This is a genomic window from Pedobacter sp. ASV1-7 (genome assembly GCF_040203335.1).
Classification (GTDB): Bacteria; Bacteroidota; Bacteroidia; order Sphingobacteriales; family Sphingobacteriaceae; genus Pedobacter.
On sequence record NZ_JBEHBV010000002.1, the window covers coordinates 234,318 to 259,429 of the forward strand.

Below are 25,112 nucleotides of genomic sequence, written 5' to 3' on the forward strand. Positions count from 1 at the left end.
ATCATGAAAAGTAAAATTTATTATATACTAGCTGCACTTGTGTTAATGATGAGCACATCGTGTAAGGATTATTTGCTGGAAGAATCAAGGACAGATATTGATAAAAGTAAGTACATGCAGAATGCGGCAGAAGCCGAAAATGTATTGTTAGGCGTTTATCGTAATATGGTAACTGATGAATTATATGGCTATCATCTATCTATCCTGTTTACCATGGGTACAGATATTTCCCAGGTAGAAGGAAGTACAAATGAGAATTTCCGTATCATCCCTACAAATTCATTTTCTGCTAATCAGGTAGAAATACAACGTACATATGCAACATTGTATAACTCTATCTACAATGCCAATGATTTTATCGAAAGTCTGGAAAAGAAAATGGTTAATTTTTCGGATAAAGATAAGCAACTGGCTACTATTTACCTTGCCGAGGCAAAAGGCTTACGTGGATTATATTACTTCGAGTTATTACGCCGTTATGGACATATTGTACTAATTACTAATACTGCAATGTCTAATCAGGCTCCTTCTACATTTGTACAGGAAGACCCTGCAAATGTTTATAAATTTATTGAACAAGACTTAAAGTATGCGGTAGAAAATCTTCCCTATGCAGTTGACGACACTTACAGAAACAATAAGAGTTTCAGACTATCCAGAGGTTCTGCATTAGGTTTATTAACAAAAGTATATTCAACATGGGCGGGAAGTCCTGTTAAAGATGTTTCAAAATGGGAAATGGCAGCAAAGACTGCACAAATATTAGTTGAGTCGAACAAACACGGATTGCTTGAGAATTATGAGCAATTATGGAAGAATTCTGGAGCTGGATTATGGAATCCTACTGAAAGTTTAATTGAAGCTTCTTTCTACTCTCCGACAGCTACTAACGGAGCGGCTGACCCAATTGGTCGTATTGGTAAATGGAACGGTGTTAGAGCCACTATTAGCGCAGAACGTGGAAGTAATGCTGGTAATGTGAAAGTTGTACATACTTTTGTTTTGGATTGGCGTAACTATCCAGAGGATCTGAGAAGAGATATTTCTGTAGCAAACTATCAATATAATCCGACTAAAGTATTATGGGTAAAAGCAGCCAGTGAATCCGAGCAAACTGCCTTGACAAATGATGCAGACCCAACAAAAAAACAAAAGGAAAAACAAAGTTATACACCTGGTAAATGGGATACTGAAAAATATGTACCTCAAAGCAATAAACTCATCAACAATGATAAATCTAATGTCAATTGGTATGTTTTGCGCTATGCAGATGTACTATTGTTGTATGCAGAAGCATTGAACGAATGGAAACAAGCTCCTACTAACGATGCCTATGCTGCCATTAATATGGTAAGAAGACGCGGGTACGGTTTACCTGTAACTGCAACAAGTGCTCTAGCCGATTTACCAGCAGGTCTGGACGTAACTGGTTTCCGCAATGCTGTCCATAAAGAAAGAGCATTCGAATTGGCTTTTGAAGGAGACCGTAAATTAGATTTAATACGTTGGGGAATTTACTACGAAACAGTTAAGGAAACAGCTAAGAACCTTGGATCTTGGTGGATAACTGCTGGTGCTCCTAACTATGTTGTTGCACAACCAGGTTACACCACCAAAACGAAACATGATCTATTACCAATTCCACAAAGAGAAATGGATTTGGCTCCACACTTTGACCAGAACTTTGGTTGGTAATCATTTTAATTAAGCCATTAGGGTAATAATTGAATTCGCATAAAGGAGACGGTTAAGAAGAAATTCTTAGCCGTTTTTTTATAACAACTTTGTATTACAAAAAAAGCCATCCTTACGGATGACTTCCCCCAAAACACTTAAACTAAAAAAAGCATTTATCTGGATTTTTCTTTAAGCAGCTTTACTTCTTTCTTTAAAAGCTCTATTTCTGCCTGCTGCTCTTTAATGGCAGCCACAAGTACAGGAATCAGATTCTCTGTTTGCACTTCACTATACTTAGCTACTTTAGAGCTATTTTTACCAGCATCATATACTTTTGAAGCCTCATAAACCATTTCAGGAAACTCTGTTTGCACATTGCTGGCCATAAAACCATACTGTGCTCCTGCTGGTAATTTAAGATGCTTATACTTGCTTACATCGTAATTAAATGTAACCGGTTCAAGATTTTTCAAATGTTGCGTCGAGTTTGCGATCTTACCAACATTAACTTTCAGTTCCTGCTCATTAATTTTTTGTGCACTAGCTGTTAATGTAGCTGCACCTAATAAAAGTCCTGTAACAGAACATTTAAAAAAATGGTTCTTCATAAAATAAAATTTTGTGTAAATACTTAATTATTGACTGTTCAGATTAAGAACAATAGTCGGGAGGCGGATATGGCAATGAAATACAAAGAGCCATAACATCAGGCACAGTGATATGTGCCGCTTTTTTAGCAATTGTTAATGAAGCCAGTTCAAATAAAGGTTCGCCAATAAAATCTTCGTCTGCACTTTCTATTTGCTTACTTTCTTCTTCAGCTTCAGAATTTTCATCCGTTCCGTGATGAATACAACAAATAAGGGTATTCTGTACGCGTTGATGATCAGAAGCAAATAACGGCACCGCTTTTACCAGTAAAAAGGTAAGCAAAACAAATAAGCCTGTTATTCTTCTAAACATAAGCCGCTGGTCCGTATAATGTTATATTAGTATGCCAGCAAATATAAGTGCTGACTCTCTAAAAGCCAATCACTTCAATGTATTTTTTTTAATAGAATAATGCCGGGAGAAGTTATTATTTCTATAAAAGTATTAGGTTTGAAATACTGACGCTGTATATATAATATAGTAATCCAGGAATTGCAGACAAGTTGAAGTAAAAATATTTTAACAAGATATCATGTGTAAAAAGTACCTTATTATACTTATTGTATGGCTGAGCTCATTAAGTATGGCCATAAATGCCCAGGATCACCTTTCTGTATGGAAAATCGAGTATCAATACATCAGCAAATCATCTGATACGCTTATTAGTCCAGATACAAAGATGGCCAATATAGCAGCATATGGAAGAGTAACATTGTATTATACAGATTCAGCATACCGCATTCAGTATTCACCTGATTACTGGGAAATTGGAGATTTCAATGCCCCTCATCGATATAGCATTTATGATAATCTGGCCAGAGAAGGACTTTCTGCTACACAACAGATGCCAGATCTTTATGAAATTTCGGATGGTGAATTTCCAATAATTTTATGGGCTAATGACTATAAGATGCTTAAAGCAGAAGGAAATGCAAAGATTTTGGGAAAAGTATGCAATAGACTCGTATTTCATCCTCAAAAAAAACTTGTTGATGCGGTATATGAAATTTATGTCTCGGATGATGTACCCCGAATTTCCTGGTACCCTTATACATTCATCAGCCAATTACCAACTGGTTTTTTAGCTTTATATAAAAAAAATGTCGCCAACACTTTATTAGAAGGTATAGAAGCAAGAGAAATTAAAAAGGTGAATGTACCTATTGATTTTTTTAATGTCCCCAAAACGATGAAAATTGAGAAGATGATTGCTCCCCCAATGCTTAATCATTAATTTGTATTTAAAGCTTGATTTAAAGAACTTTAATTCATTATTTCCGATGAAGAAGTAAGTGTGAAATCTGCATATTTCCAAGCTTTATCTAAAGCAGTTTTTATTTTTTTTGCTTCATTATTTTTGTTTTGTTTTAGCAAAGATTGATATAATCCCGTAAGTGCCCAGCCATTTTTTTCCCAGGTTTGTAAATCTTCTAAATATACTTTCTCAGCTTCAGTGTATTTGCCGGCATAGAGCAGTACTGCTCCCAGATGATGCCTTACAGAGAAGAACCAATCTGGTGGTTCGTTATAATTAAGATTATCTTCAAGGACAATGGCCTCTTTGAGTGAGGAAATCGCTTTGTCTGTCTGTTTTTGTTTCATAGCAATTCCTGCATGTAATACCTTTGATGCAATCTTTACCAGATCAGCCGTTGTATTAATATCCCAAACCGTTAAACTCTGCAGGGTAGTGTCGGCACTCAAGACGGAAAGTATTTTCATTTCCTTTTTTGCATTAAGAATATCCTTTTTGCCGAGGTAAGCCATCCCCCTGGCATAATGCCAGATCGCCTTTGGATAAATCAGGTCTTTTGGTGGAATGGGCAAAGAAAGTATTGTATTCCACATATTCAATTTTATTGCTACGTAATATGGTATAGTATAATAATGCTGCAATGTTCCCCACCCCGGCTCTCTCATAATGTCTTTAGCAGTATGTTTTTGCACTTGCATAGCAGACTTCCATGCCAAAGAAGAATTTCCTTCCAAAGTGGCAGTTGCAGCCAGAAAATGAAAATTGTGCGGATAATATGCTAAGGGATATACCCCCTGCGCATGGCATGCTGTACTGTAAATACTATCTGTTTTTACAGCGTTTATGTTTGATAAAGTAGCCAGGTGATAATCTCCAGTATTGATGTAAATATGGGAAGGCATATGTATAAGATGCCCGGCACCCGGCACTAATGTATCTAACAATTTGGCACTAACCAATGCCTTTTCAGGAACAGAAGAAGCTTCCATAGCATGAATGTAAAAGTGGTGTGCACCAGGATGCTTTGGATTGATCTTTATGAGATGTTCCAATACTGTTATAAGTTCTGGTGTCCAGGGTTGTGCTACTTTCGTTTTCTTTTGATATAAATCCCACGGATGCAGATTCATCAATGATTCAGCATATAATGCTCCAACATCTGGGTCAGATGGATATTGGTGGTACACTTTTTTCATTGCTAATGAATAGGCTTTATCAAGTGATTTTCGGTCTGCTGGTGGTTGTGCAACATACCGGCTAGTCAATGCTATTATCAATGCTTTTTCTTTAGGTGTACAATTAGATGAAAGATAATGAGCTTTAATCACGGCATCATAAGCGCGTTGGAAATTATCTTCTTCCATACCACCATTGTAATTGGGGCCTAAAACATACGCAAATCCCCAATAAGCCATAGCGCATGCTGAATCCAGCCTCATGGCTTCATAAAATGATCTTGCGGCTTCTGCATGATTAAATCCGTAGGCCAACATCATTCCTTGATTAAAGTACTCCTGCGCTTCCTTATTTAAAGTTGAAATTTTAAACTTTATGCCTTTAAGACCTTTCAACATCGGCGCCTTACTACCAGAAGTATACCAATCTTTGTCATTGGTAGAAGGACTATAGCAAATACTTACCTGTGTTGTATTTGTCTGTGATTCTTTATGTTTTGACGAATTATCACTGAGACATGATACAAGAAAAAAGAAAACCAAAAGAAGATGACTAGGTTTCATAATCATAACTGGTTTTTATTAAGCTATTAAATATAAGGTTTTTATACCTTTATGTTTGCAACTTTGCTAAATATCTACAATATCTTAAAGGGGAATCATGATTAAGAAAACTATATTCATTGCGCTATTCGTATTATCTATTAAAACTGCATGGGCTCAAAAGGCTCCTGTTTTAAGTTCTGGTAAATGGCATGCTACATTGTTACGAACAGATGGGCGTCACATTCCTGTTCAATTTGAAGTTAAGGAGGAAAACAAGAAGTTAGCTATTTATATCATTAATGGTACTGAACGACTTAAAACTGAGCCTATACTTTCAAAAGATTCTGCAATTATTAAAATGCCTGTTTTTGAATCTTATTTTAAAGTTAAGTTTATCACGAAAGACAGCATCAATGGATTTTGGATCAGGGCTGCAGAAAATAAAGATATCATCATGCCTTTTTCTGCTTCTTCAAAGCTTAAACCTTCAGCCAGAGTAGCTAATAAAGCTCCCGCAAATTTAACTGGTAAATGGACAATTGAATTTACCAGGGCTAATCAAACCAAAAGACCAGCAATCGGACAATTTGTTCAAGACAAAAATTCAGTTTCTGGTTCCATACTAACTCCATCTGGTGATTACAGATATTTGAATGGAACTATTTCTGGGGATTATTTTAACCTTTCAACTTTTGATGGCATTCATGCCATGTTGTTTGAAGCCAAAATTGAAGGAGATACCATTAAAGGTTCTTTGTTATCTGGAGCTTCTGGAAAAGAAAGCTGGATAGCCTCAAGAAATGATCAAGCAGCCTTATCTACTACTCCGGTAACCACAATAAAAGAAGGAAGTAGCGGCATACCTGATTTTCAATTTAAAGATTTAAACGGCAACCTGGTATCCATTAAAGATCAACGCTATAAGAACAAAGTAGTCATTCTGCAGATCATGGGATCATGGTGTCCAAACTGTATGGATGAAACTGCTTTTTTAAGTGAATATTACAAGAAAAATAAACATAAAGGCATAGAAATTATTGCTTTGTCCTATGAACTAAGCACAGATAATGAGCGCTCAAAAAAGAGTTTGCAAAAATTCCAGACCAGGTTTGACGTTCAGTACCCTATCTTACTCACTGGTGTTACTGTATCAGATCCGAAAAAAACCGAAAAAACACTACCACAATTGACAGATATAAAGGTTTTCCCGACAACCGTTTTTATAGATAAAGCTGGAAAAATAAGTCATGTAGAAACTAGTTTCTACGGACCAGCTACCGGGCAGCATTATTTAAAGTATAAAGAAGAATTTGAGAAAACTGTTAATCAGCTATTAAAGAAATAGTTTAATAAACAAAGCCTCAATGAAAATTGAGGCTTTAATTTATCTATAGTAGTCTGTTAAATTTGTAATCTTCAGGATAGGTTCCCTTCTCGAATCTTACCAATTTTTCGCTCTTAAAATAGAAAAATTTATAATTTGTTAATTGGTTAAAAGTTCTATAAACCTTATTCCCTTCTTCTGTAGCTAAAACCAACTCTGGTTTATTTTTCTCTACAAATTCTTTTTCTGACATCCCCATTGTAAAAGTAGGTTCAAGACCATAAAAGAAAGTTTTGCAGCTTAGCATCATCATGGCTAAGCAAATTAAAATTACGTTTTTCATTTGTGTATATAGTTTGTGTGTATTTCATTTTTAGCAAAAAGCAAACCGTAAGATGAGATTATAAAAGTTTATTAGAAACATTTATGTGACATCGTAGCTGTCGCATTTGCCCCCTTAACTTGTCATTTTTACACATCTTTATGTCGATGTTATTACTGTACATTTGAGTAAACTAAATGAGAAAACAATTATGGCAACCCAAATTTTCGTAAATCTACCCATTAAAGACCTCAAAAGATCTGTAGAATTCTTCACTAAACTTGGTTATACATTTAACCCAAAATTTACCGACGAGAAAGCAACCTGCATGATCGTAAGCGATACCATTTACATTATGCTGTTGATTCTACCTTTCTTTCAGACTTTTACTAAGAAAGAAATCGTAGATGCCCATAAATCAATAGAATGTACGATTTGCTTATCTGCTGACACTAAAAATGCAGTTGACGAAATGGTAAGTAAAGCAGAAGCAGCAGGTGCCAATATACCTAATCCGGCTAGCGATTACGGTTTTATGTACCAGCATAGCTTTGAAGACCTTGATGGCCATCATTGGGAATTTGTGTGGATGGACCCTAATGGTGCACCCGAACATCAGGGATAAATTTTAAATTTAGATCAAAGTAATGGCAGAAAACAAATTAATTAGAATGGACAATATCGGCATTGTTGTAGAATCACTCGACAATGCCATTCCTTTCTTTATTGAGATAGGTTTAAAACTTGAAGGACGAGCTATTGTTGAGGGTGAATGGGCTGGTCGTGTTACCGGACTGGGCAATCAACTTGTAGAGATTGCCATGATGGTTACTCCTGATGGCCACAGTCGTCTGGAGCTTTCGCAATTTCTCAACCCGGTTACGATTTCAGATCATCGCATAGCCCCAGTGAATTCTCTTGGATATTTACGTGTCATGTTCACTGTCGATAGCATTGATGAGATGGTATCCAGACTTATCAAACATGGTGCTCAACTAGTTGGCGAAGTGGTCCAATATCAGAACTCGTACAGATTGTGCTACATTCGCACCCCAGAAGGAATTCTGATAGGTCTGGCAGAACAACTGCATAGCCAATAAGCCTGAATGTTATTTTTTTATTAAATAATTAAATTTCAAGCTTAATCTTCATTAAAGAGCAGTAACTTTAATATAGAACCAATCTTTACTCTTATGCTGCAAATCAACATCCCCCTCACAGCTTTGGCTGCAATTCTTGTCATCGGCCTGATTATTTATCTCATTTACAAAAACATCAAAGACAAAAAGAAATATGAGAAAGAAAAAATTCAGTCTGAAATAAAACCAGACAAACACGATGGAGATCATATTTAATATTATTACTAAAGTAAATTCATAAATTATTTGTTACTTTATTAAGAAAATCCCATCAATATGAAAAAAACTAAATTAATCAAAACTGCAATTGCTTTCACTGCTGTTGTTTTATTTAGTGCAACAAAAAAAATTGACGCTTGCACGAGGGTTGTATATAAAGGCCCTAACAATACAATTCTTACTGCCAGGAGCATGGACTTTACTATCCCTATTCCTTCTAACCTATGGTTGTTTCCAAGAGGAATGGAACGTGATGGAAGTACAGGAAAAAATACTGTAAAGTGGACTTCTAAACATGGCAGTATGACCACCAGTTCTTGGGATATCGCTATATCAGATGGTATGAATGAAAAAGGGCTTGTTGCCAATATGCTTTGGCTTGTAAGCTCAAAGTATCCTGAATTTATAAAAGATGGTAAAGGTAAAAAAGGTCTGGCAGTTTCTCTATGGGCACAATATGCACTGGATAATTTTGCTACAGTAGCTGAAGCCGTGGAGCAGTTAAAGAAAGAAGAATTTATTGTAGTTACAGATTTTATCCCGGGAACAGATAAGTATACAACAGTGCACCTTTCTTTATCCGATGCAAGTGGTGATAATGCAATTCTAGAATATATAAACGGAAAGTTAGTGATCCATCATGACCCTTCTTATACTGTAATGACAAACGACCCGGTATTTGAACAACAATTAGCAATAAATCAATATTGGAAAGGTATTCCTGGTAATATATTTCTTCCAGGTACCAACAGAGCGGCAGACAGATATGTACGTGCTTCTTATTATATCAATGCAATTCCACAGACGGACGATACCAGAATTGCTGTAGCTGGTGCTTTCAGTGTAATAAGACAGTGTTCTGTTCCTTATGGTATATCTACCGAAGGTTTCCCAAATCTATCCACTACAAGATGGAGAACTGTTTCTGACCAGAAAAATTTAGTGTACTATTTCGAAGATGCCCTTAGCCCTAATGCTATTTGGGTTGATCTAAAAAAATTGGATTTCAGCAAAACAGGAAAGGTGAGAAAATTGGCTTTAGATAAAAACCAAATTTATGCTGGCGAAACATCTAAACAATTTGTTGAAACAAAACCTTTTGTATTTCAGGGTATTTAAACTTAAAAACAGTATTTCCAAACCCAGTCATCAGTAAGCTGGGTTCTTGTTAACGCCTTAATGATAAGTACCCCCCTATATGTCAGGAATATCTCATCTAATGCTCTGTATATCTTTATGTTTTTGCCTGCGTTCAGCTTATGGGCAGAGTGCCACTGATTCCGTTGAAATAACGATCAAACCTTATGTGGGGCTTCGCGGCCATACAGCTATTTTTGATAAAAAAATGGAACTTCAGGAAAATGCATCAAGAATCGGAGCAGAACTCAGTATCAAACAAGGAAAAATTGGGTTTATTGCTGGTGTAGAAATACAGATGAATATGTTTAGAGGAAGTTCATCATTCAATGCTGATGGCAATTTATCAGGTGGATTTCTGAACATTCAAGCAGCACAAACTCAACAGGTTTTCGGAAACCGTTTGGGATATTTAGGAATAAATATGTATAAATATGGTATCCTTACCATTGGGAAGCAGTGGAGCGTTTACCGGGATATTAGTTCTTACACAGACAGATTTAATGTTTTCGGGTCAAGGGCATCAGCAACTTTTATTGGCGGAACAGATGGCGGTGAAAATGGCACAGGACGTGCAGATCAGTCCATAATCTATAGAAACAAGGTTGGTCCATTACATTTTGGCGCCCAGATTCAAGCAAGAGCTGGCAATAACAATCGGTTTATAGATGGATTTGGATTATCTGCCCAGCTGGAAATCATGCAAGATTTTTTCATTGGAACAGCTTATAACCGCGCTTTTCTTAGCGAAAATACAATAACTGGTGGAAAAATATTAGGGCTTTCCGGACACCCGACTTATATCACTTCAGGTACTAAATATATAGGTAAGAAAATGGATTTCAGTATAATCTATTCATTCCAGAAAAACGGAGACTTTGCACAAGGCCTTTATATAGATCCTCAAGCTGGGGAAGTCAGACCTACCATTGTTTTTGGTGCCAGGGGAATTGAAATCTTTGGCAAGTATAAACTTGATAAAATAGCTATGCTTGCAGGATATAATCATTATATGCCAATAATAGGCAACATTTCAACCGTTTTCGGGCAACTTCCCATTCACAACAGATTTAAAAGAAACGATTTTATTGTGGGGATTGCTTATCTACCTCTCAAATTTGTTCAGCTGTATAGCGAGCAACGTATATCGACTGGGAAAAATGCTGTTGGAGAACAAGAAAAAAGTGTTTTTACATTGGGAATTAAAATAGATGTTTCAAAAAAGTTCAATAAAGTTGTCCATTTATAAATACCTACCCTGTTCTACGAGCATTTTCATACTATAGTTCGCTATAATATTTATTTTTATAGTACCTTCGAAATGATACATTCTTATAACTTATGAAATTCAAATCTATTGCAACGCTTTTTTTCATCAGCACATCTATAACTATAGCACAGACAAAACAGACCCTTATCGAAAATGTCAGACTGTTAGACTATAAAACATCTTCACTTACAGTTCCGATGAATGTTTTAGTTTCTGGTCAAATAATTCAAAAAATAAGTCCTTCTGTTATAGAAGTTAAAGATATAGATGTAATAAAAGTTAATGGCAACGGTAAAACCTTAATACCTGGTTTAATTGATGCCCATGTACATATGGTATTTGGTTCTTTAACTATGGCTCAAATGATGGCTCCAAATATGTCTGAAGAAGGTTTAATAAGTAGTGTTGGATTATCTTCGCAACAAATGCTTATGCGAGGATTTACGAGTGTTCGTGACGCCGGTGGTCCAATCTTTCCATTAAAATCGGCCATTGATAAAGGTAAAATTGTAGGTCCACGAATCTGGCCTTCCGGAGCAACTATTAGTCAAACAGCAGGACATGGTGATTTTAGAACACCAGATGAGCGTTCACGTCGATTCTTTGGAAAACCATCTCGAGCAGAACAACTTGGAGCCACTTTTATAGCCGATGGACGAGATGATATACTTACTGCGGTAAGAGAAAATTTACGCTTCGGAGCAAGTCAGATTAAGTTGATGGCAGGCGGAGGAACTTCTTCAGCTTATGATCCTATTGATGTAACTCAATATACATTAGATGAAATGAAAGCTGCAGTAGAAGCGGCTGAAGATTGGGGAACTTATGTGATGGTACATGCCTACACGCCAAGAGCAGTACAGCGTGCAGTTGAAGCTGGTGTAAAGTCTATAGAACATGGTCAAATGCTTGATGAGGAAACCTTAAAATTACTTGCCAAGAAAAATGTTTGGTTAAGCCTTCAGAACTTAATGGACAATCACGATAATATGGACGAGCAACGTAAAGAAAAGCGTAAACCAGTACTAGATGGACAAGATAAGGTTTGGCCTCTGGCTAAAAAGCTTGGTGTAAAATTGGCATGGGGAACAGATTTTCTTTTTGAACCAGAACTAAATAAAGATCAAAATAGTTATATCATTCGACTTCAGAAATGGTTTAGTAATGCAGAAATTTTAAAAATGATTACACAAGATAACGGTGAGTTGCTACAACTTTCTGGACTTCGAAGCCCATACCCGGGAAAAATTGGCATAATAGAGGAACAGGCTTACGCAGATCTAATATTGGTTGATGGTAATCCACTGAAAAATCTATCATTAATCACCAACCCAGAAAAAAACTTCTTGTTAATTATGAAAAATGGAAAGGTTTATAAAAACACCATAAAAACTAAAAAATAACTCTTAAATTTTGAATTTGGTAGATAATGCTTTAATCCAAGCCCCCATTTAATTCAAATAGTGCAATGCAGTCTCTAGTAGGGTATTTTTGTGTATATAAAAAAGCACATTTATCTCTACTAAAGTAGTTTAAAAAGGATCAACTTGGATTGAAATACATTCAATGTTGCAGACAATAAGTTCACTAGAGAATACATTGAAATGTATTCAGCATTCGTATATATGCTCCTTTGTCTTATTTTTTACCAAGAAAACCTAAATTTAGTATACTGAGAAAATTTTACTAAATTTATTTAGCTTTCTCAATCCAGCGGCGGATAAACTCTATGAGTGACAGGATCTTAATTGGTTAGCAAACCTTATCCGATTTATATGAAAAATATCGCATTGGCTTTTTCTGGTGGTGGTTTTCGTGCAGCAGCATTCTCATTAGGTACACTATCCTATCTTCAATCAATAAACTATCAGGGTAACCCTCTGTTGGAAAATGTTAAGTTCATAGGATCCACTTCAGGAGGAAGTATCACTAACCTTGTCTATACTGCAAAAAAATGTGACGGAGCGACTTTTGATGACTTCTATCTTGATCTTGTAGAAATACTAAGTGGAGACACACTGATTGAAAATGTCTTCAAGATCCTCAATGACGACAAGATATGGGAAACAAGGCCTGGAAAGAGTCGAAACCTGATCAATGCATTTTCTATTGCCTATGACGGGAAAAACATACTCAATGGTAAAACATTTGGTCTATTCAGTGAAAAACTGACCAGCACACACCTTAACCAAGTTACCATCAATGCAACTGAATTTGCCAATGGCCTCAGTTTCCGATTCCAAAGCCAGGATAAAGTCAATAAATCGCCAATGGGCAGAGTGGGGAATAATTATATTTATTTTAAAGGTGCTGGAATGGAAAGTGCAGATAAACTAAAACTTGCTGATCTACTGGCCTGTTCATCCTGTTTTCCTGGGGGCTTTGAGCCTTTTATCTTCCCAGATGATTTTACCCATGCCCAGCTATCGAATGAAGAACTCTCAGATGGAATAAATTTCACAGAAAATCCTTTTAATATAAATACGGAAAAAAACGATCCGTTCAGGGATGAACAATTTAAAAGTAACAGCAAAAGATTTGGTCTTATGGATGGCGGTGTTGCCGATAACCAGGCAATTGACAGTGTACTAAAGGCAAATTACAGGCGAAAGGATAACAATAAGTTTGATCTTATAATTGCGACTGATGTATCGAGTTATTTTATGGATGGATATACCTTGCCCCTGGAGAAAAAGAACTTTTGGTCCCATTTTTCCTTGCGACACTTATCCAATGTACTACTTTACTTTGGACTTCTATTTCCTATATTTTTGTTACGCTGTTTTTTCAACTGGAGTCCATGGTTCAGCCTGTTTCTAATCCCAACAGCCTTGTCGTTAATTACCTGGATATGGGTTAAATTAAAACTGCGTAGCTCGGCAGCGCAGTCAATAAAAGATAAAAGCACCTGGGGTATTGAATTTTTTAAGTTCGGAAAATATTTTTCGCATATCAGACTTTCGGCACTTAAACAGTTCCTTACTTCCAGGCTTAAATCCGTGCTGCTGCTTACCAATGATATCTACCTTAAACAAATCCGCAGGCATTATTACAACATGCTATATCGAGACCCTGAGCTTTCAAAAATCATCATAAGTAATGCAATCTATGATCTGAGCAAAGTGAAACAAAATGCAAAACTCGACCCAGAGCTGGATAAGGTTATTGGATCAAATGCTCTTACCGAAAAAGACTTTGGTCTTCTACAGCCCAGTTTGGACCTTATTGAAACAGCCGAACGGGCCAGGTTGATGCCTACCACTTTATGGTTTGACAACAATCATCAGCAAGAGTATAGCATGGCCACCATTATCGCAACAGGGCAATTTACAACTTGCTATAATCTGCTCAAACACGTAAAGAAATTGGAAAGCGATGCCATCAAAACGCTAAAAGAAGCAAATCTTTCAATTCCAGACCAGATACTGGACAATGATTTGGAAGAACTCATGGCTAAACTTGAAGCAGATTGGCTTAAACTCAATACCACCTCACCTTTCTGGCTCTATAACCAGATGGGCGCAAATATCCAGGGGTTTAAAACCATATAAAATCTTGTCAATGGACTATTCAAACTATCCTCAACCATTTTTCCGTAAACTCAAGGGGTATGCCTTCGACCCCTCATTCGCTTCAACCCTAGCCAGGCGTCAGGTAAATGAGGTATTGTATAAAATAAAATGGGAAGAAACTTTACCCGGGCCTGTGGGCGAATATGTAGAGGTCATCGATTTTGACCCTACTAAAAACTGTTTCTATGAGCCCTTAAAGCTCAACCATCAGTTTGTTCTTGCTGATCACGGAATGGAGCTCTCCGAAGGCGACCCCAGGTTTCATCAGCAGCAGGTCTATGCTGTTATCATGAGTATCATCACTCAATTCGAAAGGGCATTGGGCCGAAAGATCATCTGGTCAAAGATTATGGATAATGAAACCACTGAGGGACGACCATATAGCCAGCAGTTTATCTCAAAGCTAAGGGTATATCCACATGCGATGCGACAACAAAATGCCTTTTACTCACCAGATAAAAATGCATTGTTGTTCGGTTATTTTAAAGCAGCCAATAACTGGAATGGAAATAATGTACCGGGTACTACCGTATTTACCTGTCTTTCCCCGGATATTGTAGCGCATGAAGTTACCCATGCTATCCTGCATAGCATCCACCCCTATCTCACAAGTAACACAAACCAGGATATGCTAGCATTCCATGAAGGTTTCGCGGATATTATTGCCTTATTACAGCGGTTCACTTTCAGATCGGTTGTAGAAGACCAGATTCGGAATTCAAAAGGTGATATGCTTTCCCCTGAGAACCTGCTTGGAGATCTTGCGATACAATTCGGGCAGGCAGTTTCAGGTAACAGGCGTGCACTGCGCAGCTTCCTGATAGAGAAAGATGAAAACGGGAACTGGAAAAACGTTCAACCAGATCAATCACTTTATCAAACGATTAGTGAACCACATAGTCGCGGAGGTATATTAGTAGCTGCCGTATTTGATGCTTTCGCAAGGCTATACAAATATAAAGTTGCAGACCTTATCCGACTGGCATCCAATGGGACCGGAATACTTGCCCATGGAGAAATCGATCCGGACCTGGTCAAACGTTTATCCAAAGAAGCCTGTGAAATTGCAGATAAACTAATGATGGTATGCATAAGGGCACTGGACTATTGCCCGCCTGCCGACCTCACTTTTGGGGATTACCTCCGATCGCTAATCACTGCAGACCTTGCTCATAATCCTGATGATGAAGAAGGCGTTAGATATGCCATTATGGAATCTTTCAGAAGCTGGGGAATAATTCCGGATGATGTCAACACCTTCTCAGTTGAAGCTTTAAAATGGGAAAGTCCCGACGAATTTTTTGATGATAGCCCGGAATTACGTTCATTGGTAAAAACCATCAAATATGCATTCGATCCGGATTTTTCATTGGGTCAACAATTAAACCATCCAAATCTTCGTATTCACGAGGTGCAAGGTGGCATAGAACGTATCATTAGAGAAAACAACAGGAAGATCATTTTTGAACAGACCAGAAAACTTTCGGCCATTGTTCATGACCTATTTAATCTAAAATGGAACATTCTGGATAAAGGAGCAGAAAAACTTCTTGGAATGCAGTTTACCGAGATCAATTATATACAAAAGGAAGAGATTATCAGTGAAGACAAAAAAGATATCGTTCTTTCCGCTAAGGGAAGAAAAGTCTTCCAGGTATACCAGTGCCGGCCATTGGTCCTGCCTGATCCATATACCGGAAACAGCAGAAACGTGATGCTGATTATGTTCCTGCAAAAAGTATTTATACCACTTAAAGGAACAAAATACCAGGGTTACATTAAAGACGACCGCTACATTTTCAGAGGTGGGGCAACACTAATCATCGATATGGCGAATTATGAAATCCAGTATATTATCTCGAAAAATGTCTACAGTTCAGACCGGCTTTTCCGCCAGTTAGACTATGCCATTAGGGATAATAGTCCCCTCTCAGAAACCGGTGCCTTGCTGATGCAGGAAAAAGAGCCATTTGCTTCCCTTCACCTCCATTAAAAAAAATAAAATGTCTGTTACCACAACCATACGCATGTATAACCAGAAAAACCTGGGCGATTGCTTTCTGCTGAAATTCCAGGCAGAAGGAAAAAATGAATGCTTTGTACTCATCGATTTCGGATCTTATACCGGAAATAAGGACAGAGAAAGACTTATTGCAGAAGACATCCGCAAGACCGTAGAAGGTAAAAAATTAACAGTTGTACTTACCCACCAGCATAAGGATCATATTAGTGGTTTTGGGACTTCTGAGGATATACTCCAGGGGCTTCCTTCAGAACTTTGGCTTTCTTTTCTGGATGATGAAAACAGCAAAGAAGGTCAATTATTAAGGGAATTGACACAAAAATACTGGAAGAAGAACGAAAAAGTAAAAAAGCTGGTTGGTGAAACGTTCCCGAACAATCCTAAGGTAAAGGCCATGATGAAAGCAAAGGAAGGTTTCGATCTTTTTGCCGAAGGTCAGTCCAACGGTGCAGCAATGAGTAGTTTACTAAAGTTAGCCGGGGACAATACCAGATTTCTTACTCCTGGTGATTCTTTTTTCCTTCCCGGAACGGATAATGAAATTAAGGTATATGTATTGGGGCCACCGGTAGATAAGAACATGCTAACCAAATTGGATCCCAATAATCAGGAAGAGGTTTCGGGCTTAAATATTTCCTTAGAAATGACAAATATGGACATTTCCGGCACCTTGATGCTTGAAGCATTGAACAACTATGGAGGTGTTAGTGGTCGGGAAGCCAATTTCCCTTTTAATGCAAAATACATCGGAAAACATAGCAATGAAACCTTGATGATTAAAACATTATATGAAGAGGAACAATGGAGAAAAATTGACCACGACTGGCTTAGCGAAATAGGCAGGCTCTCGCTGCATATGGACTCCCTGACCAATAATACAAGTCTGGTACTGGCCTTTGAAATGGTAAAATCAAGAAAAGTATTGCTCTTTGTTGGAGATGCACAAATTGGCAACTGGCAAAGCTGGTTTAACGTAAAATTCAAGGACAGTACAGTAAATGGGCAGGACCTGCTTTCGCGCACTGTAGTTTACAAAGCAGGCCATCATTCCAGCCATAACGCTACTTTAAAACAAGGATTGGAACTCATGAACAAAAAGGATCTGACTATTCTAATTCCTGTTGATGAATCGATTAGTACCAAACAGGGATTCCTCATGCTCAAACCCGATATGCTCATGGGCTACCATAGACAGAGTAACGGAAGAGTACTTAGATCGGATACAATAGAGCAATCAGGTGAAAAATTTACCCTGGATTTTCCTTTTGCAAAAAGGGCTGACTTAAAAAACCTTAAGGTAAACGAGGATGAAACTGGTAACCATCTTTCTATCGAATTAACCATAGAGGACAAAGTACAACGAATCAATACAGATGATTTCTCAATAGCTACAAATAAAACTATAGACCTTTCAACGGTTCCAAAAATCAAAATCAAACCAAGAAATCGACGAAAAGAGTGAACCTAACGTGGACAATTTGGAATTGTGAAGCAGAACTAAAGGAATTAAATTGACCCCCAATTTCTGAATATTTTGCGGTTCCCCGGAAAACAAAAAAGCTTGCAATCATTTGATTTGCAAGCTTTTACGTAGTTTTCACACTATCTTCTGTGATCCCGCTGGGATTCGAACCCAGGACCACTACATTAAAAGTGTAATGCTCTACCAGCTGAGCTACGGAATCTTCTTCTTTTATTTGAAGAGGCTGCAAAGATATAATTATTAATTTATTCTTCTAAAGAAAATTTAAAAAAATCCAAAGTATTATTTCAAGTATTTTATTCTCAGGTTTTTATTTTTCATTCCCTTTCTTCAATCTTAAGCTAAACTGAAGATTCATGTAGCAAAATCGCATAAAAATGTGTAATAACTATTAACGATTGTAAAGACTGGAGTTCAAATATTGTGAATTAATTTACATATATGGGACTGTATGCCTTATTTGATATGTAAACCTTTACAATTTACTATACAACTGAGTTGCTCCCGTTTTTCTTGAAATATTAATTCTATAACTTTATTCAGCAATAAAAAAGAATATCGTTTTGTAAACTTTTAAATTCTATTGAAATGAAAAACTTATATCTTTTTTTATCAATTACAATGGTCTTTATGGCCTGTTCTCCTCAGCGGGACTTAGTTTATTTTAGTAACCTATCAAAAGTATCCAGTAGTGAAATTCAAAATACTTCAGACCTTAGGCTTCAAAAGAATGATCAAATAACTGTCTCTATCAGTAGCCCGAACCCTGAATATAATGTTTTATTTGCCAGCAGCGGAAATCTGGGAACCAGCAATGTTTCTGGTGGGAAGGTAGCTATTAGAATAAACAATAAAGGAACCATTAACTTACCTCTTTTAGGTGAGTTAGCTGTTGAAGGATTAAAAATTGAAGAAGCTCAAAATCTAATAGCAAAAGAGTTTAGTAAGCAAGTTAAATCTCCGGTTGTGACCGTTGAATTGATAAATTTCAAAATTACTGTTATTGGTGAAGTCAACAAACCTTCATCTCTTAATGTTCCAGGAGAACAAATAAATCTATTGGAAGCATTAGGTATGGCCGGAGACATGACTGTGTACGGTAAAAGAGATAATGTTTTAGTCATTCGTGAGGCAAATGGAGTTCGTAATATGGCCAGACTAAATCTAAATGATAAAAATGTATATGAGTCGCCCTATTTTCAGTTAAAGCAAAACGACATTGTTTATATTGAGCCAGACAAATCAAAAGAAAAAGAGTATAGCCCAAACAATCGTGCTCTTCCAATTATAACGGCTTGTATATCCGCTGTCGCAGTACTTGCAACTGCTTTAATCAGATAATGCATTATTTATAACTAAAAATCATGAAAGTGCCCGTTCATCAATCAACATCTGCGATGATTAAAGATATGAAAGAGATAGTACAAAAGTATTCCAAATACTGGTATGTTTTTGTATTCTCAATCGGGTTGAGTATCTCAGCTGCTTACTTTTACTTAAAAAACACTCCTCCTATCTATAAGATTAGCAGCACGTTACTAATGGAAGACGATAAAAAGGGAGATGGAGAATTAAAAGGGACTGCTTTTAGTGACTTGAATATGTTTAAGACCGATAAAAAGGTTGACAATGAAATGGAGGTTCTTCGTTCAAGAGACTTGATACGCCCAATCTTGAAAAAGCTTGCCTTAGAAACCTCTTATTTTCAAAAAAATGGTTTCCAAAAAAATGAATTGTATGGCCCTACTTTGCCTATAAATGTTAAGTTATTAGGTGTAAACAAACTTGGTTATACAAAGACATTAATTATAACACCGGCAAAGGACAATACTTTTTTACTGGAGGACAAGAAAGAAAGCTGGGAATTACCGTACGGTCAGGCTATACAAAGGCCCGGTTATAAAATAATAGTAAACAAAGGCCCTACGAACAGCAAGAATACTAAACCGGTTTACATCAATTTCAGGGACTTAAATCCGCTGACGGAATTCTATAGCGTATCAGGATTAACAATTCAGCCAACCGTAAAAGAAGGTAATACTATTACGATCAGTCTAAATGACAATATTCCTCAGAGAGGTTTAGATATACTTACTTTATTAATTAAGACATATAATGATGAGAATGTAGCTAAGAAAAATACAATTGCCGTTAATACAATTCGTTTTATTGACAATAGGTTGAAATATTTGACCAAAGATCTATCAATTGTTGAAGAAGATGTAGAAAACTACAAGCAATACAATATGGTATCTGACCTTGGGGTAGAGTCAGAAATGAACATAACAAAATCTGGCGAGTATAGTTCTATGTTAGCATCTACTGATGTACAATTACGCTTAGTCTCTTCATTAGAAAAATACATGAATAAAGGGAACATCAACCTTGTCCCAAGCTCATTAAACATTAACAATAGCACTTTAAGTGAATTAACCAGTAAATTCAACACTTTACAGCAGGAACGGGCAACGATGCTTCGAACATCCGAAGAGGGAAACCCCTTAGTACAAAATCTAACTGCCCAACTAGGAGGTTTAAAATCTGACATTCAGGAAACCCTACAGAATATTAAGAAAGGATTAGTCATTGAACGAAATAACCTACAGGCTATGTCGTCCAGTTTTAACTCTAAAATCCGTTCTGTACCCGCTGTGGAACGTGGAATTCTGGAAAGAAGTAGGGAACAAAGTGTTAAAGCTGGATTATACAAATACTTACTTCAAAAAAGAGAGGAAACAACACTATCACTGTCTGGAACGATGCCTACATCTCAAATTGTTGATAAACCAGCTTATAGCAGTAATCCTATTTCTCCAAAAAAACAATTGGTTTATTTATTTGCTGGTCTTATAGGGTGCTTTACCCCCATTGCTTTTATTTATGGAAAATCAGTTCTGAATGGTAAGGTATTAGATGTGAAAGATATTGAACTTTATACCGGTGCACCTGTATTAGGGGTACTAAATCATCTTAAAAGAAATGAATCTGCTGTTATTGAGCAGAATAGTAGATCCACAATTTCAGAATTGTTCAGATATATCAGAAGTAATCTGCATTTTATGAATAGTGGTATGCCAGATCAGGTCCTATTAGTTACCTCATGTATGAAATCAGAAGGAAAGACATTCTTCTCTATTAACCTTGGAATGACGCTTGCTTCTGTGAATAAAAAAGTGGTATTACTGGAATTTGACATGCGTGAACCACAATTGCTACAAAAAATGCATTTGCAGTCTAAAGTTGGAATTACTGATTATTTATTGAACGATGACTTTAGCATTGATGATCTTCTAATGCAATCAAGAAAATATAATGAGTTATTACTTGTTGATTGTGGAAAGATCACTGGAAGTCCAGCAGAACTGATGATGCATCCTAAAATCGGTCAGTTAATTGAGGAGTTAAAATCACGCTTTGACTATGTAATTATTGATACTGCCCCTGTAGGGCAAGTAGCAGATGCATTTAGTTTATCACCTTTTACCGATGCAAGTATCTACCTTGTACGTTATAATTATACGGACAAACTGCAACTCAATGTCTTAAAGGATATACTTTATTATAAGAAATTAACCAATCCAATGGTAGTTTTTAATGATGCAAAACTAGAGAATACAAGCACCTATGGATACGGTGGATATGGATACGGACTAGAACTCTCAAAAAGTTATTAATAATCCCTAAACAAGAGCTTAAAAAGAATTACGTGAGTGATATAGCGAAGCTCTGCGCTTTCAAAAGTGGCCATCCTTAATTACTACTGTACTCTAAATACTCTTAATATGGAAAATTTATTCGGTATTCGTACTGCCTTAAACAGGCGCTGGCTGGTAGTTTACACACGTCCAAGATGGGAAAAAAAAGTAGATAAGCTACTAAAATCGATGGACATAAAGTCCTATTGTCCACTTAAGAAATCAACTAACCAGTGGTCAGACAGAAAAAAAATAGTAGAGGTACCTCTATTTAGCGGATATGTATTTGTTTGGATAAATGAACGTGAAGAATATAAAGTGAAGCAAACTTTAGGAGTACTGAACTTCATCTACTATATGGCCAAACCCGCAGTAATCAGAGATAGTGTAATCGAAAAAATTGAGCAATTCCTGACTACGGAAACTGATTGTGAAATTATAAGTTCTAAAGAATTAAATGCTGGAGATAGAATACGTATTAAAAGTGGTATTTTCTATAACCAGGAAGGTACAGTTATAAAAGTAAATGGAAGAAACGTACTTATGGTTTTTGATCATTTAAATTGTGCATTGGTTAGTAGTACTCCAATTACCAATGTAGTATTAAGCAGTGCTATTTAAAACTACATCTAAAAGTCTTAAGCTGACAGTCATAGCGACTATCAGGACTTCAAAATTATAATTTTAAAAACATGATTCCTGTAACCAAACCATTTCTTCCAAGAGAAGAAGAATTTAAAGAATATTTGGACAGCATCTGGGAGCGCCAATGGCTAACCAATAACGGTCCGCTTTTAAATGATTTTGAGCTAAAACTCAAAGAATATTTAAATATAAGACATCTGCTATTCGTTTGTAATGGAACTTTTGCATTGCAATTAGCAATAAAAGCACTTGAATTAAAAGGTGAGATAATTACAACGCCATTTTCCTATGTTGCTACAACAAGTAGTATCGTATGGGAAGGTTGTAGACCTGTGTATGTAGATATTGATCCTGAAACATTTAACATTGACCCCCTAAAAATTGAGCAGGCTATAACCAACAAAACTTCAGCGATTTTAGCAACCCATGTTTATGGAAACCCTTGCGATATAGATACCATACAACAAATTGCAGATAAACATGGGTTAAAAGTTATATATGACGCTGCCCATTGCTTCGGTACAAAGTACAAAAACAAATCTGTATTTGAATATGGAGATATTAGTACGACAAGTTTTCATGCGACTAAGTTACTACATACTATTGAGGGAGGTGCTGTTTTTACAAGAGACCCTGATTTGCTAAAAAAAATGCTTTATCTCCGAAATTTTGGGCACAATGGTCCGGAAGCGTTCGCTAGTGTTGGCATTAATGGAAAAAACTGTGAATTCCATGCTGCAATGGGGCTATGTAATTTAAAGCATGTAGACGAAATCCTGGAAAGAAGAAAACTATTATCTGAACATTATTTCCAACGGTTGGCTAATATTCATGCCAGATTTCCAAAGCTAAATCAGGATAAGGATTACAACTATGCTTACTTTCCCATGCTATTTCAAACAGAAGATTTAAGGATAAAATGTATGAACCAGCTGGAACTGTCAAAAATATACTGCCGTAGATACTTTTCACCGGCCCTTTCGACACTACCTTATGTTAGACAAGTAAAAATGCCTGTATGTGATGATGTCGTAAAAAAAATAGTTTGTTTACCACTTTACCATAGTTTAACATTTCCTGATTTGGATATGATCTGTCGCATTATTGAAAGAACTCAAAACTACAACATTATCGAATCAGCTTTACCCGAAAATTTCGGAGTTACAATTGCAGATAAAATTGAAACCGAGATTAATGATTTAAAATCATTTAGCTGACAATATAAAAAAACATTTTTTTAAACTTTTAAACTAAATCATATGAATATCGCATTCTCTCCACCTTTTATTGACCAGAGTGTAATAGATGAAGTAGTGGAGTCACTTAAATCTGGATGGATTACATCCGGACCAAAGGTTAAAGAATTAGAAGCTGAGGTTGTACAATTAACCAAATCAAAATCAGCCATCTGCGTAAACTCCTGGACTTCAGGCGCTATTATGATGCTTAAATGGTTTGGCATCAAAGAGGGTGATGAAGTAATCATTCCTGCTTATTCTTATTGCGCAACAGCACTATGCATTTTGCATTGTGGTGCTACACCAGTAATGGTAGATATATCAGATGATCTAACCATAGATCCTTTGCAAATTAAGAAAGCTATAACTAACAAGACTAAAGCAATAATAGCAGTAGATATTGCGGGATTACCTTGTAACTACAATGGTATTAAAACCATTATACGAAGCTCCAGAATAAGAAAGTTATTTAGACCTGAGTCTGAAGAGCAATTGAAGCTAGGCCGAATATTACTGATTGCAGATGCAGCTCATTCTATAGGATCTATATATATGGGACATTCAAGTGCTCTAAGCAGTGATATTACTATATTCTCATTTCATGCCGTAAAAAATGTTACAACTGCAGAAGGTGGGTGTATTTGTTTAAACCTACCTGGATTTTTTAATTCCATTGAGGAATATAATTTCCTTAAAATATTTTCGCTAAATGGTCAGAACAAAGACGCATATGCAAAATCCAGGGGGGCAAATTGGAGATATGATATTCTTTACAAAGGTTTGAAAATAAATATGCCTGATATTTGTGCTGCAATTGGTCTTGCTCAAATAAGACAATATAAAAGAAGATTACTTCCAATCAGAAAACAAATTGCCCTAAAGTACTGTCAGGCTTTATGCAATTTTGAATGGTTTATACCACCATTATTAAAAGATAGTAGCAGGGAATCGTCCTATCATATTTTTCCAGTACGTATAAAGAACATCACCGAAGCTCAGCGAGACCAAATTATCGAAGATATTGTTAACCTGGGTGTTACAGTGAATGTTCATTTTGTTCCTATGCCAATGCTCACCTATTTTAAAAAATCAGGTTATAATATAGAAAATTATCCAAATAGCTATAAACAATATGCTTGTGAAATATCACTACCAATTTACCCTGGTCTAAGTGATGAAGACACTGATTATATCATTGACGCAGTGGTTAGTGTAGTAGAATCTCAATTAAGAAACAACAAACCAAAAGAACTGGTACACATTCAATAAATTCTAATATCCTTCTTGTCTCGTAAATAAAAAAGGTGTATCATTAAAACGATACACCTTTTTTATTTATGATTCTTTACCTCGAATAACAACCGAAGAAAACTCCTTAAGCAAATCGTTATATTTTTCTAATAAGTTTATGTATTTATTCATCCAGTAACTAACAGAATCAGAATATGTTTCATTCGAATTAAAATCTACACTCATAAAAAGAGGTTCATTTAGTTCGTTATTATATTTTAATCTAGCAAAGTCTTCTGGAAATTCTTTTGAAAAATCATGTTTGATCGCATTTCCTATTTTACAAATAATATCTAAACTAAGTGTTTTTTGATTGAACCAATTATATATGGTTCGTCTGCTTACGTGTAATTTTCTGGAAAGGTCACTTATTCCTACATGATCTTCTCTTACAATTTGCTCAATTACCTGTCCTACATTCGAATTCATAGCAATTAATTTAATTTGTAAA

22 protein-coding genes and 1 tRNA gene are annotated in these 25,112 nt (G+C 36.3%); 17 read left to right on the plus strand and 6 right to left on the minus strand.

Translation table 11 applies throughout. The features are described 5' to 3' along the window. The first annotated feature begins 3 nt into the window (after positions 1-3). Positions 4-1,695: a RagB/SusD family nutrient uptake outer membrane protein gene (locus tag ABDJ41_RS06060; RefSeq protein WP_349784940.1), complete on the plus strand. Its 1,692-nt coding sequence runs from the start codon at positions 4-6 to the stop codon at positions 1,693-1,695. A gap of 155 nt (positions 1,696-1,850) precedes the next feature. Here the strand turns inward: ABDJ41_RS06060 and ABDJ41_RS06065 are convergent, their stop codons facing one another. Both ABDJ41_RS06065 and ABDJ41_RS06070 read right to left on the minus strand, forming a co-directional pair. Beyond that, on the minus strand, positions 1,851-2,285 hold the full coding sequence (locus ABDJ41_RS06065; RefSeq protein WP_349784941.1) for a tail fiber domain-containing protein: 435 nt from the start codon (positions 2,283-2,285) through the stop codon (positions 1,851-1,853). Between the two features lie 43 nt (positions 2,286-2,328). After that, a complete protein-coding gene (locus ABDJ41_RS06070) occupies positions 2,329-2,640 on the minus strand; it encodes a hypothetical protein (protein WP_349784942.1) in 312 nt (103 codons plus the stop codon). Positions 2,641-2,860: 220 nt separating this feature from the next. On the opposite strand from ABDJ41_RS06070, the gene ABDJ41_RS06075 reads away from it, so the two are divergent. Then, the gene (locus tag ABDJ41_RS06075; RefSeq protein WP_349784943.1) at positions 2,861-3,562 is read left to right on the plus strand and encodes a hypothetical protein; all 702 of its coding nucleotides are present in this window, start codon (positions 2,861-2,863) and stop codon (positions 3,560-3,562) included. A gap of 29 nt (positions 3,563-3,591) precedes the next feature. Here ABDJ41_RS06075 and ABDJ41_RS06080 read toward each other — a convergent pair whose 3' ends face one another. Beyond that, entirely contained in the window at positions 3,592-5,322 is a 1,731-nt protein-coding gene (locus ABDJ41_RS06080) for a tetratricopeptide repeat protein (protein WP_349784945.1), read from the minus strand. A gap of 97 nt (positions 5,323-5,419) precedes the next feature. Between ABDJ41_RS06080 and ABDJ41_RS06085 the strand changes: the two genes are divergently transcribed. Further along, entirely contained in the window at positions 5,420-6,649 is a 1,230-nt protein-coding gene (locus ABDJ41_RS06085) for a peroxiredoxin family protein (RefSeq protein WP_349784947.1), read from the plus strand. A 43-nt stretch (positions 6,650-6,692) separates the two neighbouring features. On the opposite strand, the gene ABDJ41_RS06090 is transcribed toward ABDJ41_RS06085, so the two are convergent. After that, entirely contained in the window at positions 6,693-6,971 is a 279-nt protein-coding gene (locus ABDJ41_RS06090; RefSeq protein WP_349784948.1) for a hypothetical protein, read from the minus strand. A 190-nt stretch (positions 6,972-7,161) separates the two neighbouring features. On the opposite strand from ABDJ41_RS06090, the gene ABDJ41_RS06095 reads away from it, so the two are divergent. The 9 genes from ABDJ41_RS06095 to ABDJ41_RS06135 all read left to right on the plus strand — a co-directional run bounded on the left by ABDJ41_RS06095 (position 7,162) and on the right by ABDJ41_RS06135 (position 17,772). Next, on the plus strand, positions 7,162-7,575 hold the full coding sequence (locus tag ABDJ41_RS06095; RefSeq protein WP_349784949.1) for a VOC family protein: 414 nt from the start codon (positions 7,162-7,164) through the stop codon (positions 7,573-7,575). Between the two features lie 22 nt (positions 7,576-7,597). Then, positions 7,598-8,050, plus strand: a complete 453-nt coding sequence (locus ABDJ41_RS06100) for a VOC family protein (protein ID WP_349784950.1) — start codon at positions 7,598-7,600, stop codon at positions 8,048-8,050. A 93-nt stretch (positions 8,051-8,143) separates the two neighbouring features. Further along, positions 8,144-8,305, plus strand: a complete 162-nt coding sequence (locus tag ABDJ41_RS06105; protein ID WP_349784951.1) for a hypothetical protein — start codon at positions 8,144-8,146, stop codon at positions 8,303-8,305. Positions 8,306-8,365: 60 nt separating this feature from the next. Further along, positions 8,366-9,427 carry a linear amide C-N hydrolase gene (locus tag ABDJ41_RS06110; protein WP_349784952.1) on the plus strand — a complete coding sequence of 354 codons (1,062 nt, stop codon included), beginning with the start codon at positions 8,366-8,368 and terminating at the stop codon, positions 9,425-9,427. 226 nt (positions 9,428-9,653) lie between these two features. Next, positions 9,654-10,694, plus strand: a complete 1,041-nt coding sequence (locus ABDJ41_RS06115; RefSeq protein ID WP_349784953.1) for a porin — start codon at positions 9,654-9,656, stop codon at positions 10,692-10,694. Between the two features lie 92 nt (positions 10,695-10,786). Beyond that, positions 10,787-12,118, plus strand: a complete 1,332-nt coding sequence (locus tag ABDJ41_RS06120; RefSeq protein ID WP_349784954.1) for a metal-dependent hydrolase family protein — start codon at positions 10,787-10,789, stop codon at positions 12,116-12,118. Positions 12,119-12,490: 372 nt separating this feature from the next. Continuing rightward, entirely contained in the window at positions 12,491-14,266 is a 1,776-nt protein-coding gene (locus tag ABDJ41_RS06125; RefSeq protein WP_349784956.1) for a patatin-like phospholipase family protein, read from the plus strand. Positions 14,267-14,276: 10 nt separating this feature from the next. Then, the gene (locus ABDJ41_RS06130) at positions 14,277-16,280 is read left to right on the plus strand and encodes a gluzincin family metallopeptidase (RefSeq protein ID WP_349784957.1); all 2,004 of its coding nucleotides are present in this window, start codon (positions 14,277-14,279) and stop codon (positions 16,278-16,280) included. A 10-nt stretch (positions 16,281-16,290) separates the two neighbouring features. Then, positions 16,291-17,772: a ComEC/Rec2 family competence protein gene (locus ABDJ41_RS06135; RefSeq protein ID WP_349784958.1), complete on the plus strand. Its 1,482-nt coding sequence runs from the start codon at positions 16,291-16,293 to the stop codon at positions 17,770-17,772. 150 nt (positions 17,773-17,922) lie between these two features. Here the strand turns inward: ABDJ41_RS06135 and ABDJ41_RS06140 are convergent. Next, positions 17,923-17,995: transfer RNA gene (locus ABDJ41_RS06140), tRNA-Lys, on the minus strand. Positions 17,996-18,381: 386 nt separating this feature from the next. Between ABDJ41_RS06140 and ABDJ41_RS06145 the strand changes: the two genes are divergently transcribed. The 5 genes from ABDJ41_RS06145 (at position 18,382) to ABDJ41_RS06165 (ending at position 24,640) form a co-directional block, all read left to right on the plus strand. Then, entirely contained in the window at positions 18,382-19,134 is a 753-nt protein-coding gene (locus ABDJ41_RS06145; RefSeq protein WP_349784959.1) for a polysaccharide biosynthesis/export family protein, read from the plus strand. 68 nt (positions 19,135-19,202) lie between these two features. Further along, positions 19,203-21,467, plus strand: a complete 2,265-nt coding sequence (locus ABDJ41_RS06150) for a GumC family protein (protein ID WP_349784961.1) — start codon at positions 19,203-19,205, stop codon at positions 21,465-21,467. Between the two features lie 108 nt (positions 21,468-21,575). Beyond that, positions 21,576-22,109: a UpxY family transcription antiterminator gene (locus ABDJ41_RS06155; protein ID WP_349784962.1), complete on the plus strand. Its 534-nt coding sequence runs from the start codon at positions 21,576-21,578 to the stop codon at positions 22,107-22,109. A gap of 71 nt (positions 22,110-22,180) precedes the next feature. Continuing rightward, entirely contained in the window at positions 22,181-23,350 is a 1,170-nt protein-coding gene (locus tag ABDJ41_RS06160) for a DegT/DnrJ/EryC1/StrS family aminotransferase (RefSeq protein ID WP_349784963.1), read from the plus strand. Between the two features lie 42 nt (positions 23,351-23,392). Next, positions 23,393-24,640 carry a DegT/DnrJ/EryC1/StrS family aminotransferase gene (locus ABDJ41_RS06165; protein WP_349784964.1) on the plus strand — a complete coding sequence of 416 codons (1,248 nt, stop codon included), beginning with the start codon at positions 23,393-23,395 and terminating at the stop codon, positions 24,638-24,640. 66 nt (positions 24,641-24,706) lie between these two features. Here the strand turns inward: ABDJ41_RS06165 and ABDJ41_RS06170 are convergent, their stop codons facing one another. After that, positions 24,707-25,090 (minus strand): helix-turn-helix transcriptional regulator, encoded by a 384-nt coding sequence (locus ABDJ41_RS06170; RefSeq protein WP_349784965.1) that lies wholly within the window; start codon positions 25,088-25,090, stop codon positions 24,707-24,709. Positions 25,091-25,112: the final 22 nt, after the last annotated feature.